The sequence below is a fragment of the Sutcliffiella sp. NPDC057660 genome (assembly GCF_042800035.1).
Classification (GTDB): domain Bacteria; phylum Bacillota; class Bacilli; order Bacillales; family Bacillaceae_I; genus Sutcliffiella_A.
In genome coordinates, this window is record NZ_JBHVHV010000005.1 from 154,335 (window position 1) to 170,847 (window position 16,513).

16 protein-coding genes are annotated in these 16,513 nt (G+C 42.9%); all 16 read right to left on the reverse strand.

Annotation, left to right across the window (positions count from 1 at the left end):
• Positions 1 to 75: 75 nt before the first annotated feature.
• The 16 genes from ACFVAD_RS06910 to ACFVAD_RS06985 all read right to left on the reverse strand — a co-directional run bounded on the left by ACFVAD_RS06910 (position 76) and on the right by ACFVAD_RS06985 (position 16,471).
• Positions 76 to 1,779: a proline--tRNA ligase gene (locus ACFVAD_RS06910; RefSeq protein ID WP_386637453.1), complete on the reverse strand. Its 1,704-nt coding sequence runs from the start codon at positions 1,777 to 1,779 to the stop codon at positions 76 to 78.
• 555 nt (positions 1,780 to 2,334) lie between these two features.
• Positions 2,335 to 3,597 (reverse strand): RIP metalloprotease RseP, encoded by a 1,263-nt coding sequence (rseP, locus tag ACFVAD_RS06915; protein WP_386637455.1) that lies wholly within the window; start codon positions 3,595 to 3,597, stop codon positions 2,335 to 2,337.
• Between the two features lie 13 nt (positions 3,598 to 3,610).
• Positions 3,611 to 4,762 carry a 1-deoxy-D-xylulose-5-phosphate reductoisomerase gene (gene dxr / locus ACFVAD_RS06920; RefSeq protein WP_386637457.1) on the reverse strand — a complete coding sequence of 384 codons (1,152 nt, stop codon included), beginning with the start codon at positions 4,760 to 4,762 and terminating at the stop codon, positions 3,611 to 3,613.
• Positions 4,763 to 4,798: 36 nt separating this feature from the next.
• A complete protein-coding gene (locus tag ACFVAD_RS06925) occupies positions 4,799 to 5,587 on the reverse strand; it encodes a phosphatidate cytidylyltransferase (RefSeq protein WP_386637459.1) in 789 nt (262 codons plus the stop codon).
• 18 nt (positions 5,588 to 5,605) lie between these two features.
• Positions 5,606 to 6,379: an undecaprenyl pyrophosphate synthase gene (locus tag ACFVAD_RS06930; protein ID WP_386637461.1), complete on the reverse strand. Its 774-nt coding sequence runs from the start codon at positions 6,377 to 6,379 to the stop codon at positions 5,606 to 5,608.
• Between the two features lie 129 nt (positions 6,380 to 6,508).
• On the reverse strand, positions 6,509 to 7,066 hold the full coding sequence (gene frr, locus ACFVAD_RS06935; RefSeq protein WP_386637463.1) for a ribosome recycling factor: 558 nt from the start codon (positions 7,064 to 7,066) through the stop codon (positions 6,509 to 6,511).
• 2 nt (positions 7,067 to 7,068) lie between these two features.
• Positions 7,069 to 7,791, reverse strand: coding sequence for a UMP kinase (gene pyrH / locus ACFVAD_RS06940; protein ID WP_386637465.1), 723 nt, complete (start codon positions 7,789 to 7,791; stop codon positions 7,069 to 7,071).
• Between the two features lie 113 nt (positions 7,792 to 7,904).
• A complete protein-coding gene (gene tsf, locus ACFVAD_RS06945; protein WP_386637467.1) occupies positions 7,905 to 8,786 on the reverse strand; it encodes a translation elongation factor Ts in 882 nt (293 codons plus the stop codon).
• A 131-nt stretch (positions 8,787 to 8,917) separates the two neighbouring features.
• A complete protein-coding gene (gene rpsB, locus ACFVAD_RS06950) occupies positions 8,918 to 9,625 on the reverse strand; it encodes a 30S ribosomal protein S2 (RefSeq protein WP_204413719.1) in 708 nt (235 codons plus the stop codon).
• Positions 9,626 to 9,784: 159 nt separating this feature from the next.
• Complete coding sequence (locus tag ACFVAD_RS06955; protein WP_386637470.1) at positions 9,785 to 10,267, reverse strand: hypothetical protein; 483 nt, start codon at positions 10,265 to 10,267, stop codon at positions 9,785 to 9,787.
• Positions 10,268 to 10,912: 645 nt separating this feature from the next.
• Positions 10,913 to 11,677: a FliA/WhiG family RNA polymerase sigma factor gene (locus ACFVAD_RS06960; protein WP_386637472.1), complete on the reverse strand. Its 765-nt coding sequence runs from the start codon at positions 11,675 to 11,677 to the stop codon at positions 10,913 to 10,915.
• Between the two features lie 37 nt (positions 11,678 to 11,714).
• Complete coding sequence (locus ACFVAD_RS06965; protein WP_386637474.1) at positions 11,715 to 12,215, reverse strand: chemotaxis protein CheD; 501 nt, start codon at positions 12,213 to 12,215, stop codon at positions 11,715 to 11,717.
• A complete protein-coding gene (locus ACFVAD_RS06970; protein WP_386637476.1) occupies positions 12,216 to 12,842 on the reverse strand; it encodes a chemotaxis protein CheC in 627 nt (208 codons plus the stop codon).
• Positions 12,843 to 12,853: 11 nt separating this feature from the next.
• Entirely contained in the window at positions 12,854 to 13,303 is a 450-nt protein-coding gene (locus ACFVAD_RS06975; RefSeq protein WP_386637478.1) for a chemotaxis protein CheW, read from the reverse strand.
• Between the two features lie 51 nt (positions 13,304 to 13,354).
• Positions 13,355 to 15,388, reverse strand: a complete 2,034-nt coding sequence (locus ACFVAD_RS06980; RefSeq protein WP_386637481.1) for a chemotaxis protein CheW — start codon at positions 15,386 to 15,388, stop codon at positions 13,355 to 13,357.
• Positions 15,389 to 15,403: 15 nt separating this feature from the next.
• Entirely contained in the window at positions 15,404 to 16,471 is a 1,068-nt protein-coding gene (locus ACFVAD_RS06985; RefSeq protein ID WP_386637483.1) for a protein-glutamate methylesterase/protein-glutamine glutaminase, read from the reverse strand.
• Positions 16,472 to 16,513 lie beyond the last annotated feature (42 nt).

A 16,513-nucleotide genomic window follows, 5' to 3' on the forward strand; every position in this document is an offset into this window, starting at 1 on the left:
CTCCGTCCCTAATCATTTTTCTAAACATACTATAAGGTACCTCCAAATGGGGGTACCTTTTTTGTGTATTCACATCTATTGTACTACAGATTGGCGCAGTGTTTGAATCAAATGTTCAACAGATACTTCTTCCATTTCACCTGTTTTTCTCCATTTTACTTCCACTACTTTTTCCTCTGCTTTTTTCCCGACAGTCACACGTACAGGCAAACCGATCAGCTCTGCATCTGCAAACTTGACTCCAGGACGTTCCTGGCGATCATCGAACAGAACTGCAAATCCTGCTTTTTTCAAATCGGAATAAATTTCTTCCGCCAGTTGTGCCTGGTCGGCATTTTTCACGTTAACCGGTATGACATGAACATCATAAGGTGTAACTGCTTCGGGCCACACAATTCCACTTTCATCATGGAACTGCTCTACTACCGCAGCCATAACACGGGACACACCGATGCCGTAGCAGCCCATAATCATCGGCTGCGATCTTCCGTTTTCGTCAAGGAAAGTTGCCCCCATTGCTTCGCTATAGCGTGTACCAAGCTTGAATACATGTCCAACTTCAATGCCTTTGGCAAACTTGATAACCCCTTGTCCATCAGGTGAAAGGTCCCCTTCCTGAATGAAACGCAGGTCTGTATATTGACTTACGGTGAAATCCCTGACAGGATTAACATTCGTATAATGATAGCCTTCTTCATTGGCACCTGCCACAGCGTTTACCAAATACTCAACTGCGTGGTCAGCTACAACCTCTATAGATTGGGGTAAATCTATCGGTCCAAGGGAACCGATGGAGCAGCCCATCTGTTCTTTCACTTCATCAGGCGATGCCAATTCAACTACGGATGCCTGATAGAGGTTTTTCAATTTTACGTCATTGATTTCGTGGTCGCCGCGAACCAGTACTACCACAAATTTTTCATCCACTTTAAAGCAAAGTGTTTTAATCATTTTGGTACTAGTAACTTGTAGGAAGTCTGAAACCTCTTCAATGGTTTTTTTGTCAGGTGTAGACACCTTTTCCAACTCTTCTGCCGCTTCGCCGCTTTTTTCATAGTTGGCAACAACCGGAGCCATTTCAATATTGGCAGCATAGGAAGAGTCCGAAGAATAGGCAATCGTATCCTCTCCAATTTCTGATAGTACCATGAATTCATGCGTATCCTTACCGCCCATTGCTCCGGAATCTGCAATGACAGCTCGGAAATTCAATCCCAGTCTTGTAAAGATATTGGAGTAGGCTGTGAACATCTTTTCGTAAACATCGTCCAGGCTCTCTTGTGTTGCATGGAAGGAATAGGCATCCTTCATCAGAAACTCTCTCCCTCGTAAAAGACCGAAGCGGGGACGCTTTTCATCACGGAATTTAGTTTGAATCTGATAGAGTGTCAAAGGAAGCTTCTTATAGGATTTCACTTCATCACGTACAATTGTTGTAATTACCTCTTCATGGGTCGCACCGAGTGCAAACTCACGATTATGGCGATCATGCAATCTCATGAGTTCAGGTCCATAGGAATACCATCGGCCGGATTCCTGCCACAGCTCTGCCGCTTGCATAGCCGGCATCAGTAGCTCCACCGCCCCTGCATTTTCCATTTCTTCGCGGACGATATCTTCCACCTTTTTCAATACTCTTTTTCCTAAAGGCAGAAAACTGTAGATTCCGCTTGCGTTTTGTCGTATAAAACCTGCTCGAAGCAGCAATTGATGGCTTTTCACTTCTGCATCTGAAGGGACTTCTCTCAGAGTAGGAATTAGCGTCATGCTTTGTTTCATATAAGGGCACCCCATAACTTATGTATTTTACTATAAAAGCAAAGAGAACTTGCATCTTTCACAAGGATGCAAGTCAATCTCCTTTAATCAAACTTTTTAATTTAGGCTGTCACATCGAATGTAGCCCGTTGATTTCCGCTCCGGACACAAGATTCGCCGGGGACGGATGGGAGCCTCCTCGGCTTCGCCTGTGGGGTCTCTCATGCCCTCTATCTTCCCGCAGGAGTCAAGTGTCCTCCGCTACAATCAACTCAGTTTTTTTACATTATTTGCTCTACTGAAGTAAAAAAATTTGACAATGCCAATTTTCAAACTTTAGAGAAGCAAATTTTATACTATGATTCACCCCTGTTGGTTGGAGTGCAAGGTGTGAGACTCCTGCGGGAGCAGCGTGTCAAGGGAGACCCCGCAGGCGCAAAGCGCCGAGGAGGCTCCCGAGGCCGCCTTAGGATAAGCGAACGCCTGGAACGGAGACCAACAGGGTGTTTAATGTCGGCATTCTATCTTTAGCTGAAGCCTATTCTTAAAGCAACAATCTTTACGAAAAGATTCTTATTACAAAAAGAACTTCTGGATGTCATTCCAGGTTACGACTAGCATCAAGAGCATCAGTAATGCAAAACCGATGAAGTGGACGAGTCCTTCTTTGTGGCGGTCAATCGGTTTTCCTCTTACCGCTTCGGCAGCAAAGAACATCAGTCTTCCACCATCCAATGCCGGGATAGGCAGTAGGTTGATGATGCCCAGGTTGATACTTAGCACGGCAGTCCAGCGCATGAGGAGGAAAATTCCTGATTCCGCTACCACTTCGGTAGATTTATAAATGCCTACAGGACCGGAAAGCATATCAATGGAGAATTGACCTGTTACAAGCTTACCAAGACCGGTAATGATCTCTTTTGTCCAAGTATAGGTTTCTGTGGCAGCCTTTGGAATAGCCCCTAGGACGGACTTCTCGGTAGGCATGAATACGCCAATAACTCCTCTTGCCTCTCCATTTTCAGCCTGTTCGGATTTAGGGGTGACCGGAATGTTCATCGACTGCCCGTCTCTTTCAACCAAGAACAGCAGTTCCTCATTTGCGTTAACTTGGATGATCTTCACGACTTCTTCCCACGTAGACACGCTTTCGTCATTGATTGCCAACACTTTATCGCCTTGCTGTAAACCTGAAGACTGAGCAGCGCCATCCGGAGTCAATTCCCCGATAACGGCTTCGTTGATATAATAACCCTGGACCATACCCAGAAAGGCGAAAATCAAAAAGGCTAGAATGAAGTTCATCATCGGACCTGCAAAAATAGCCAGTGTACGCTGCATTAGCGTTTTGGAACCGAATTGTCTATCGTACGGTGCATTTTGGATTTCCTGCCCGTCCATGACAAAGTAGGATTCCTTGCTCACCTTATATTCCTTCAAAGTTTCCTCTTCATTTAACTCGTACCCTCTGATGATAAGTTCACGTTCGAGATCCGCATATTCAACCTCGATGATCTTGGCATCCGGATACTTATCCTTATTATTGATGACTACCTTATTGACTTCCCCTTTGCCATCGAACATAAGGCCGACATGGTACCCCGGTTTGACCTCAATAACTTCCGGGTCTTCCCCAGCCATCCGGACAAATCCACCGATTGGCAGAAGCCTGATGGTATAGACGGTTTCCTGTTTCTTAAATGAAAATACCTTGGGGCCAAAGCCAATGGCAAATTCGCGGCAAAGAATACCTGCGCGTTTGGCAAAAACCAGATGTCCCAGTTCATGAACAAATACAAGAACTCCAAAGATGATAATAAATGCGATTACTGTATTCACTAGATCTCCACCTCTAATCTGTTAGTGAACGAACAAATTCTCTCGTTTCAAGGTCAACCTCTTTAATGGTCTGCAAATCAGGATTCAACTGGACTGTATGTCGCTGCATGGCCTTATCGATGAGGTCTTCAATGGTTAAAAACTCTATTTTGCCGTTGAGGAATGCATCCACAGCCATTTCATTCGCTGCATTCAGTACAGTAGGCATCGTGCCTCCCGTATTCCCTGCTTCAAAAGCAAAATGCAGGCATCTGAATCGTTCAAAATCCATTTTTTCAAAATGGAGCTTTCCAAAATCCGTGAGACTCAGTCTTTTTCCTGATTTGTGTTCAAAACGATCCGGATAGCTTAGTGCATATTGGATGGGGACCTTCATGTCTGGCGTGCCGAGCTGGGCCATCACACTTGTATCATGGAATTCCACCATAGAGTGAATGACACTTTCTCTATGTAATACCACTTTTATATCTTCATAAGGGATATCGAACAGCCAGTGTGCCTCGATCACTTCCAACCCTTTATTCATCATGGTCGCAGAATCTATGGTGATCTTTGCACCCATGGACCAGTTAGGATGATTCAGGGCATCGGCAACTGTTACCCCTTCCAATTCTTTTCTGGATTTATCCCTGAAACTTCCACCGGATGCAGTCAAGATAAGAGATTGGATGTTTTTTTCATTTTCTCCTTGAAGACATTGATAAATTGCGGAATGCTCGCTGTCAACCGGAAGAATCGTTACACCATGCCTTTTAGCCGCCGCCATGACGATGTGACCTGCTGTAACGAGAGTTTCCTTGTTTGCAAGTGCAATTGTTTTTTTGCACTCAATGGCATGCAGCGTCGGAACTAGTCCAACACTTCCCATCACTGCATTCACGACAATCTCTGCCTCTTCATGGGTGGCAATATCCACTAACCCATCTTCCCCATAGGAAAAGCGGATTTTACTTGCCGGAAACTGCCTTTTCAATGTATCACAGTCCTCTTTAGTTTTCACTGAAACAGCTTTAGGTGAAAAATCCTTGATTATCTCGACTGCTGCCGAAACATTGCTCCCGACACTAAAGGCGACTAGTTGAAATAGATCCGGATGCTGCTTTATCACATCTAAAGTTTGTACCCCTATCGAACCAGAAGCACCTAATAGGCATATCTGCTTCACAAGCTTTCACTCCTTCATCCACCACTATACGAGCGCTTAGGATATAAATTTATGTATAAAATGCAATAGTGGCAAAACAAACAGCAGGCTATCAAAACGATCTAAAATCCCACCATGTCCAGGGAGGAGATTACCGGAATCCTTAATCGCATAATGTCTTTTCAGTGCGGACTCGACCAGGTCGCCCATTTGTCCCACTGCCGATAGAATACTCGCTATTATGATGGTAATGATAAGCCCATGTTCAAACCCTACTGTAAACTGGAAAATGATTGCAACTAAAATTGCACAAACCACTCCGCCCAATGATCCTTCCACTGTTTTATTCGGACTGATTTCCGGCCACAATTTTGTTTTTCCCATCGCCTTGCCAATAAAATACGCTCCGGAATCGGTTGCCCAAATTACAACCAGAGCAAAAAACACATAGGCCAAGGAGATGTCACGAATTTCGATAAAATAGAAGAAGCCCATACCAACATAGATAATAGAGAGCAATGCAAACCCTACATCATCAAAATTGAATCTATTTTTACTAATGACCGTATAGGTTAATAGCAGCAAGACACCCATTACCAGGAATTCCACTTTCGTAAACAGGGGTTCAGTCGGCATCCATCCTCCTGGGATAAGAAGCACCCACATCAACAGCAGGGATAACACGCCTGGAACACTTGTAATGGAGATATTCTTCATTCTAAGTGCTTCGTATAATCCTATGGTAGCTAATAAATAAATAAAGAGTACAAATGGTAGATTTCCATAAATCACGATTGGCAAGAACACCGCGGCAGCGATGACAGCTGTAATAATCCGTTGTTTCATTGTATGTCCAACACCTTTTTATATACCACCAAATCTTCTGCCGCGCTGTTGATAGCTACTAATCGCCTCAAAGAGATGATTTTCATCAAAATCTGGCCATAGTACATCAGTAAAATAGAATTCGGCGTAGGCAAGCTGCCATAGCATGAAGTTACTTAATCTAATCTCACCGCTTGTACGAATTAGAAGATCTGGATCTGGTAGTTGATTGCTGAAAAGGTACGTAGAAAAAACCTCTTCTGATAATTGTTCCATCGTTAATTTGTTGTCTTGAATATCTGTTGTTGCATTTTTTACCGCACGTAAAATTTCATCTCTGCCCCCGTAATTCAAGGCGAAATTTAAAATTAGACCGGTATTATCCTTTGTCTTTTCCATTGCATTTTCAACAGCCCTGAGCGTGTGTGCCGGGAGGTCTGATTTGTTTCCCATCAATCGGACTTGTACATTTTCCTCCATCAATTCAGGTAGAAATGTGCCAAGAAACTCTTCAGGGAGCTTCATCAAGAAATCCACTTCCAATTTTGGGCGTTTCCAATTTTCAGTTGAAAAAGCATACATCGTCAGCACCTTGACACCAAGGCTATTAGCGGACTTTGTAATCTTTCTTACCGTTTTCATTCCTTCATGATGCCCTGCCACTCGTGGTAGGGCGCGTTTTTTCGCCCATCTCCCATTTCCATCCATAATGACAGCGATGTGTTCCGGGATTTGGTGCTGCATTAGTTCCTCTTTGGAAAAAGAGGATTTAGAGGTTTCTTTGCCTCTCCACTCTTGTATTTTTTTCAGCATAAAAATCCTCCATTAAAAATAAACAGACTCGCCAACAAAGGTTCTCCATTTATAGTAACAGTATTAACAAAAAAACCCCCTGTAAACATTAGAGGGTCTTTCCATCTTTCTATTTTACATGTAAATCGCTTAGACTTCCATGATTTCTTTTTCTTTTTCTTTTGTAACAGAATCCACCTTCACAATATAGCTGTCTGTTTGCTTTTGGATGTCATCTGTATAACCACGCAATTCATCTTCTGTGATCTCGCCGTTCTTTTCAAGCTTTTTTAAATCATCATTGCCGTCGCGACGAATGTTACGGATCGCAACTTTTGCTTCCTCAGAAGATTTCTTCACAGTTTTAACAAGCTCTTTACGTCTTTCTTCAGTTAATGCAGGGATGGAAATACGGATAACGGTTCCGTCATTGGAAGGATTCAGTCCTAAATCCGCCTTGATGATCGCTTTTTCGATATCCCCTAAAGAAGATTTGTCGTAAGGCTGTACCACTAATAGTCTTGCTTCCGGCACGTTAATGGATGCAAGCTGGTTTACAGGAGTCGGAGCGCCATAATAATCGACAGTCACTTTATCGAGAATTGCCGCAGAAGCACGTCCTGCACGGATGGATGCCAATTCTCTGGAATAAGACTGAATCGCTTTTTCCATTCTTTCTTTTGTTTGTGTAATGACTTGTTTGGCCATGGTTATTTCCCCCTTACAATTGTTCCGATATTTTCACCTAAAACTACACGTTTGATGTTTCCTTCTTCCATGACAGAGAAAACAATGATTGGTATATCATTATCCATACATAAAGAAGAAGCTGTGGAATCCATTACAGCAAGTCCTTCGCGTAATACATCAAGATAGGAAAGTGTTTCATATTTTGTTGCAGTACTATCGATGGTCGGATCTGCACTATATACGCCATCCACATTGTTTTTTGCCATCAGGATTACTTCCGCCTCAATTTCAGCAGCACGCAATGCAGCTGTTGTATCAGTGGAGAAGTACGGGTTACCGGTACCTGCAGCGAAAATGACAACACGTTTCTTTTCAAGATGACGTATTGCTTTCCTTCTTATGTATGGTTCTGCAACTTGTCTCATTTCGATCGAAGTTTGAACACGGGTTTCCACCCCTGCGTTTTCCAGGCTGTCTTGTAGTGCTAATGAGTTCATGACAGTAGCTAACATCCCCATATAATCAGCGGAAGCACGATCCATTCCCATTTCACTGCCTATCTTGCCTCTCCAGATGTTTCCGCCGCCAACTACGACAGCCACTTCCACACCCAAATCAGCCAGTTCCTTTACTTGAAGGGATACAGATTTTATAACGGATGGATTGATACCGAAGCCCTGGTCGCCTGCTAAAGCTTCCCCACTTAATTTCAATACGACACGACGATATTTTGCTTGAGCCATAATAACCTCCAGGAATACATGTATTTCTATTCTACCTACCTATATAAATAGATAATATTGTTTTTAAAAAAGGGAACACAAAGTGTGCTCCCCTACTATACAGAGTTCAACTCTTATTTTTTAACTTGGCTCATTACTTCTTCAGCGAAGTTATCTTGACGTTTTTCGATACCTTCTCCAACTTCGTAGCGGATGAATGATTTTACAGCTCCGCCTTTGCTTTCAACGAATTGACGAACTTTCATGTCAGGGTTTTTAACGAAAGACTGGTCTAAAAGGCAGATGTCCTCGAAGTATTTTCCAAGGCGACCTTCTACCATTTTAGCTACAATGTTCTCAGGCTTGCCCTCGTTTAATGCTTGCTCGGTAAGAACTTTACGCTCACGATCAGCTTCTTCAGCAGAAACTTCGTCACGGGAAACGTATTTAGGGTTGATTGCAGCGATGTGCATAGCAACGTCTTTCGCAGCAGCTTCATCAGTAGTACCTTCAAGAAGAGTCAATACACCGATGCGTCCACCCATGTGAAGGTATGCACCAAACGCGTCAGCGTCTGTTTTAGTTACGATAGTGTAGCGGCGAAGAGTCAACTTCTCACCGATTTTAGAAATAGCAGTGTTGATGTGTTCAGATACTGCAACACCATTGTCCATTTTCATTTCAAGTGCAGCTTCTACAGATTCAGGTTTGTTTGTGATCAGGAATTCACCCAATTCGTTAACAAGCGTTTTGAATCCTTCGTTTTTCGCTACGAAATCCGTTTCAGAGTTCACTTCAAGGATTACCGCTTCGTTTCCTTTAGTTACGATAGCAGTCAACCCTTCAGCAGCGATACGGTCAGTCTTTTTAGCAGCTTTCGCAATACCTTTTTCACGCAGGAAATCGATTGCTTTCTCCATGTCACCGTTTGTTTCAGTTAACGCTTTTTTGCAGTCCATCATGCCAGCGCCAGTTTTTTCACGTAATTCTTTTACCATTTGAGCAGTTACAGCCATAGTAATATTCCTCCTTAGTGTATGTAAATCTGATGGAGTGGGGAAAAGTTGGTCCACTCTGCCATCTGGATATTTTCCAAAAAAAAGTGATAAAAGGCTTTCCCCTCTTATCACCTTTTTCTTAAATCAAATTATGCAGTAGTTGTAGCAGTCTCTTCGCCTTGTTTCGCTTCAAGGATAGCATCTGCCATTTTACCAGTTAAAAGTTTTACAGCACGGATTGCATCGTCGTTTGCAGGGATTACAACATCGATTTCGTCCGGATCACAGTTAGTGTCTACGATACCAACGATAGGGATGTTCAATTTTCTTGCTTCTGCAACAGCGATACGCTCTTTGCGTGGGTCAATGATGAATAATGCATCAGGAAGGCCCTTCATGTCTTTAATTCCGCCTAAGAATTTTTCAAGACGCTCTAGCTCTTTCTTTAACATTACAACTTCTTTCTTTGGAAGAACTTCGAAAGTTCCATCTTCTTGCATTTTTTCAATCGCTTTTAGACGAGAAATACGCTTTTGGATTGTTTCAAAGTTAGTTAAAGTTCCACCTAACCAACGTTGGTTAACGTAGTACATTCCGGAACGTTCTGCTTCTTCTTTCACAGAATCCTGAGCTTGCTTTTTAGTACCAACGAATAATACTGTTCCGCCGTTACCAGCAAGTTCCTTCACGAAGTTGTATGCTTCTTCAACCTTTTTAACTGTCTTTTGAAGGTCGATGATGTAGATGCCGTTACGCTCAGTGAAGATGAATTTCTTCATTTTCGGGTTCCAACGGCGAGTTTGGTGTCCGAAGTGTACACCAGCTTCTAGTAATTGTTTCATAGAGATTACTGACATGTTATATTCCTCCTAATGGTTTTTTTTCCTCCGTCCACTTCATTTCCAAGCAAAACTGAACAGGTCAGCACCAATGCTCGAATCGGTAAACGTGTGAATTTATAACACCGAAAATAAATATATCACAATCACATTTTACAATCAAGTCGTAATTGCTTATCACTGTCGAATTTTCCACAAAAGTTCTATTTCCGTCTTACCTTTATCCAATTTCTTTGCAATTTCCTCCATGGAATGGCCTTCTTCAAGAAGGATCGCCACTTGTTCATAGGTGCTTAATTCTTCAAAAGCTATTTTCTTTTCATTCTTGCCTTTTGAGTCTGACGGTACCCTTCCCCCAAGCAAGGCATTGATATCATCCTGGGTGATTTCAGGCTCCTTTTCGTCAATTAAACGTTCTGTCGAATTCCCTGACTGCTCTTTCACCACTTTATTACGTTCAGGGAGCTTCGCTAGAAAAGCTTCGTTCTCTTCCTTCAGTTCGTAAACATAGGAACCTATCGTTTCTTCCGCCTCTTTCAGCAGCTTATGATAATCCTGTTCCAGCTGCTGTACATTAGAAAATTTAATATATAGGATGATAACAAGAAAAATAGCCAATAAGCTTATGGCAAAATTAATCACCAAGAATAGGTTTGTCAAAAGCAACACGCTCCTTTCACTTCATATCAAAGATGGAGCCGATTGCGTTATTGAATGAACACAACCGGCTTTGGGATTTTGCACTTTTTAATTCATATTAGGCTGTTATCACATTCATTGCTACTAGTTTGATAAAATGGCCACTTCAAATGTAGCCGTTGATTTCCGCTGCGGACACAAGATTCGCCGGGGACGGATGGGAGCCTCCTCGGCTTCGCCAGTGGGGTCTCCCATACCCTCTATTCTCCCGCTGGAGTCAAGTGTCCTCCGCTACAATCAACTCAGTTTTTTAACATTATTTGCTCCACTGAAATGAAAATAAGAGACAAAGGCCAATTTGTCAAACTTTAGAAAGGCAAATTTTATTCTATTACTCACCCTTGTTGGTTGGAGTGCAAGGCGTGAGACTCCTGCGGGAGCAGCGTGTCAAGGGAGACCCCCGAGGAGGATCCCGAGGCCGCCCGCGATCGCTGCCGCCTGGAACGGAGACCAACAGGGTGTTTATTGTTCACATTTAATCTTTAGTCCAGCTCCCTATGCTTAAAGCAACAATCTTACGAAAATAGCCTTGAATTATGAACAAAATTGATTTTGAACGCCCCCCTGCAGCGAAAACCAACAGGGGAGTTTTTATGGTCTATTACATCAAATCATAGCAGACAGTTCTTTGCGCAATTTAAAGATTGCTTTGGAATGTATCTGTGAAATCCGGGAGGTAGTAAGGCTGAGTACCTGACCAATCTCCGTCAAGGTCAGTTCCTCTTTATAGAATAGACTAATGACCAGCTTTTCATTGTCATTCAGTTTTTCAATCTGGTCCATCAGCTGCTGGATCGCTTCGGATTTCAACAATTCCTGTTCAGGGGAAATGATTGATTCATCTTTCAGAGCAAAGGTTTGATGGGAGGAATCATCCTGTTCCTTCGGCATATCATCAATGGATAGAACGTTGGAAAAAAACACCTCATGAGTAATAGCGGCTACTTCCTCCTCAGGCATGCAAAGCTCCTCCGCCAGTTCCTGAAGGGTGGCATTCCGCATGAGCGACTGCTCCAACCTTTCGATTGCCGCTTCAATCCGTTTGGACTTTTCGCGTAGACTTCTTGGAAGCCAATCTTCTTTTCTTAATCCGTCAATGATGGAGCCGCGAATCCGGAAAGAGGCATAGGTGTCAAACTTCAAGTCCCTGCTGGGGTCGAATTTTTCTATAGCATCAAATAACCCGACCAATGCCAAGCTTTTTAGTTCTTCTCTTTTTACATTTTTGGGTAGGCCTGTTGCGATACGCTGAACATGATAATGGACAAGTGGCATATATTTCTTCACTAGATAATCGCCTGCATCCTGATCTTTTTTTGTTTTCCAAAGATTCCAGTAGCTTGATTCCTTGCTAGATGATATTGTACTCATGGCTTCCCCCCCTTTATTGCCGTTAAGACCTATTACATTAAATATAAGTGATTCCTTTATTGACTGTCTTTATCATCAGTTTTCCTGATTCCGGATTGAATTCAATGGTTCTGCCGCTGTTACCCCCGCAATCCTCGCCTACTACCTTTATTTGGTGAAATTCAAGTCTTTCCCTGACAGCCTCGACATTTCTGGGGCCGATTCTCATCATTTCACTGCTAGAACTGGAGAATTGGAACATCTGAGCTCCTCCAGCCATTTTGGCTTTCAATTTCGGGAGGCTGGCGCCACTTCTGATTAACATATGGAGTAGATGATCCACTCCTGTATCTGCATATTTGCAAGGGTTAAAATCTGTTGTCCTCGCAAGGCTGGAATTGGGAAGCATCACATGTACCATCCCTGCAATCTTTGATGTCGCATCATAAAGAACGACCCCGACACATGATCCAAGACCGGATGTGCGTATGAACTGTGGAACTTGAACTATATTCATCTCTGCAATACCAACTTTGACGACATTTTGTAAGCCCAGCATTTACTTCGCTCCCAATTCCATCAAAATTTTTTCGAATGAATCCGGAAAAGGAATAAGGAAGAAATGACCCTTCACTTTCTCGGCCGTCTCGTCTGAGGTTTGCGATAGTTCCGTATCAATGAATATCGCATGGTCACTCACATGTGAAATTTCCAGCAGACCTGCCATTACAATAGCCCCTACCATATCCAATGAAACCTGTGGTACAGAAGGTGTCACAATTAGTCCGATTGCTTCCGATAATGCCGTCAAATAATGAGCGGAGACAATATTGCCCAATTCCTGCAATGCAGACAAGGCCATCTCATGTTGCGGCAAGCTTTCTTTGTTCAGACTTTCGTCCTCTAATAGCTGCTGTATCAGCTTTGTAGCATCTTCCAAGGAAAGGACGAAGAACAAGCTGCCGGAAAGCTCCCCTTCCATTGTTAAAAACACGGCTGCAACAGGTCTTTCAGGGCCGCCTGCAAGCTCCATCATTTCATTGAAGCTGACAATCTTTGCCCTTGGAACGTTCATATATATATCTTTATTCAAGAGCTGCGACAAAGCGGTGGCAGCATTGCCAGCGCCTATATTGCCAAGCTCCTTCAATAAGTCCAATTCTAATTGTTTATCCCGATTGTTCATTCTATCAACCTTCAATCATGTAGTGTTTCCAATTGCAGGACTTCATGAAGATCCAAGAGAACGAACAGTCGTTTATCAATCTTCACGACACCCTGGACATATTTTGTTTCAACGCTTCCCACTACTTCCGGCGCCGGTTCGATTGACTCTTCGGAGATATCCAGAACATCGTTTGCAGCATCCACGATAAATCCTACTTCAAGATCACCGACAACTGTAATGATGATTCTTGTTCTTTCATCATAGGGCTTTTCAGGCAAATCAAATCTTGTACGCAGATCGACAATTGGTGTGATTACACCCCTTAGATTAATGACTCCCTTAATATGTGCAGGTACATTGGGAACTCTTGTAATTGGCAATAATTTCTCGATAGAGCGGACCTGCTGAACCTGTATGGAATATTCCTCCGTATTCAGTTCAAAAATAATGAGCTTTAATTTTTGAGCAGTTGTCTGCATTCCTTTTCCTCCAGTCATTCCTGAAATCACGGGCTACGAATAGCAACGTATCTATTTTATAAGAGCGTTGCAGTCTACAATCAGCGCAACCTGTCCATCTCCGAGTATAGTCGCCCCGCTTATGGCATATGTTGAACTTAGGTATTGGCCAAGTGCCTTTAATACAACCTCCTGCTGTCCAATGAAGGAGTCCACGACAAGCGCTGCCATCTTATCCCCTTTTTTCACCAGGACAATGGAATAAAGATCCGCTTTATTATCCCGGGTTTTCTCGACATGAAATACCTTTTCAAGGTGTACGACCGGTACAATTTTCCCTCGGAAGTCAATTACTTCCTGCCCATGTGCGGTCAGGATTTCCTCTTTCTTGATAATTGCCGTCTCTATGATTGACGATAAAGGAATTGCGTATTTCTCTTTTTCTATTTCTGTAAGTAGTACGGATATGATAGACAAGGTCAATGGCAGTTGGATGGAGAAGGTTGTTCCTTTTCCTTCCACGGAATCTATCGTGATATTTCCACCTAGGGATTCTATTGTGTTTTTTACTACATCCAATCCAACACCACGGCCAGAGATGTCCGAGATCACTTCAGCAGTCGAGAATCCAGAGGATAATATAAGCTGAAAAACTTCCTGGTCTGTTAGACTATCGGCAAGCTGAGAGGATACGATACCCCGGCTAATCGCTTTCTTAAGGACCTTCTCCCTTGAAATTCCACCGCCATTATCGACGATTTCAATGAAAACATGGTTCCCGCTATGAAAGGCTTTTAATGTGATTTTACCTTCTTCATCCTTCCCAGCCGCGCTTCTTTGATCAGGCAGCTCAATGCCATGGTCGATTGCATTGCGCAGAAGATGAACAAGCGGATCGCCGATCTCATCCATAACGGTACGATCCAATTCGGTTTCAGCACCAATGATTTCTATTTCCACCTTTTTCCCAAGATCTCTTGCAAGCTGTCGGACCATACGAGGAAAACGGTTAAAGACGGTTTCAATAGGGACCATACGCATATTCAAGATGATGTTCTGCAGATCATTCGATATTCTGGACATTCTTTCTACAGTTTCAATCAATTCAGTCTCATTCAATTCCTTTGAAATCTGCTCCAGCCTTCCTCTATCGATCACAAGCTCTTCAAACAGATTCATCAGCCCATCCAGCCTATCGATACTTACTCGGATCGTTTTGTTTGTTTGTCCTGCTTTTATAGCAACTACCGGCTCTGCAGCCTTCATTGAAGGCTCCAACGTTGCTGCTGCCTCTATGACAGGTAGCACAAGCCCTTCATTTTCAGGTTCAACTTGCACGTCGTTTGTTTCCTGCACAGAAAGATTTTTTGTATGTATAACGGTAGTTTCTACCTTTTCCACTTCTGAAACCTTCATGATTCTTTCTTTGACATCCTGTTTGTCCTCTTTTGTTACCATTGTAATAACAAACGAATCGTTGAAGTTCTCTTCTTCAAGCTGGTCAACAGGTGGGTTTGATTTGATTACTTCCCCTATCTGCTCCACCACTTCAAACACCATAAATACTCTAGCTGCTTTTAAAAGACAGTCTTTGCGGAGAGTAACCTTGACCTCCAAAGGCAAAAACCCTTGTTCTTCGGATTGTTGGAGAATCGTCAGTTCATAGGAGTCATAGGAATGCTCCTCCACATCTCCACTCGTCTTTATTGACTCGTCCACGAACGTCTCGCCTTTTTCAATTTTCACCAGCAGCGCGACTACATCGGAAACATCTTTTTTCCCATCTCCACCATCTGCAATGGAAAATACCATTGCCTCTAGATACTCTACCGAGCGGAAAATGACATCCAACAGATTGGACGAAACAGATAATTTATGATTTCGAATCATATCCAGCACATTTTCCATTTGATGAGTCAGACTCGCAAGGTCTTCATAGCCCATCGTGGCAGACATTCCTTTAAGTGTATGTGCGGAACGGAAGATTTCATTGACAATTTCGATATTCTGAGGATTACGTTCCAATTCAACAAGCTGGTTATTGATTGTTTCTAAATGTTCCTTGCTTTCTTCAAGGAAAATATCTAAATATTGGCTTAATTCCATGTTGAAACACCCCTATCACAATGTATATTGCTGAATAACGTCAGCAATATCTTCAAGATTTTCGATGCGATCTACAAGGCCTGTCTGAACGGCTGCATTCGGCATGCCATACACAATGGAAGTCTGTTCTGACTCGGCTATTGCAACTGTGTGTCCACTTTCTTTTAGCTTCCTTATCCCGGCAGCCCCATCCGTACCCATTCCTGTAAGGACTACGGCAATTTTCCTGGTTTTCTTTAATTTACTCAAGGAAGCAAAGAGGTTATCAACGGCTGGACGATGACCTTTTAAAGGAGAATCTTCATTCAAGGAGATATATAGCTCGTCTCCTAACTCCTCCACTTCCATATGAAACCCGCCAGGCGCAATATAAACGGTACCGTTTTTCACTTTTTCACTATGTGCCCCTTCTGTAACAGGAAAACTGCAAAGGGAATTGAGCCGCTCTGCCAATGATTTTGTAAATTGCTTTGGCATGTGCTGAACAATAAATACAGGTGTATTCAAGGAGTTCGGCAGCGAGGTAAGCAATGTTTGAAGTGCTCTTGGTCCTCCGGTCGACGTCCCTATACAGATAATAGATCTGTTCCATTTTCTTTCCTCTGAATCTAGGTCTATTTTACTACACAAGGCTTTTGTTGGCTGGGGTTTTTTCCTCTCTCTTTTTCGTAAAGATAGGATATTGGAAGATGCAGCAAGCAGAATTTTCTCGATCAATTCCTCTTTTACCTTATATATATCCAAGGATATTGCTCCGGATGGTTTTGCAACAAAGTCTACTGCCCCGTTTTCAATCGCCAGAATGGTATTCAAGGATCCCGACGAGGTTGTACTTGAAAGCATGATAACAGGTACAGTTGATTGGGCCATCATTTGCTTCAATGCTTCTAAGCCGTCCATAACAGGCATTTCCACATCCAATGTGACAACATCCGGTGACAGTTCCTTCACCTTTTCGATTGCCTCGGCCCCATTACGCGCAGTAGCAATCACTTCAATATCGGGGTGATCTTGAAGAAGATCTGAAATCAGCTTCCGCATAAAAATTGAATCGTCTGTCACCAATACTTTTATTTTTTTCATTTTTGTATGACTGCCCCTCTTTCGAAAGCTATTACCGCAACC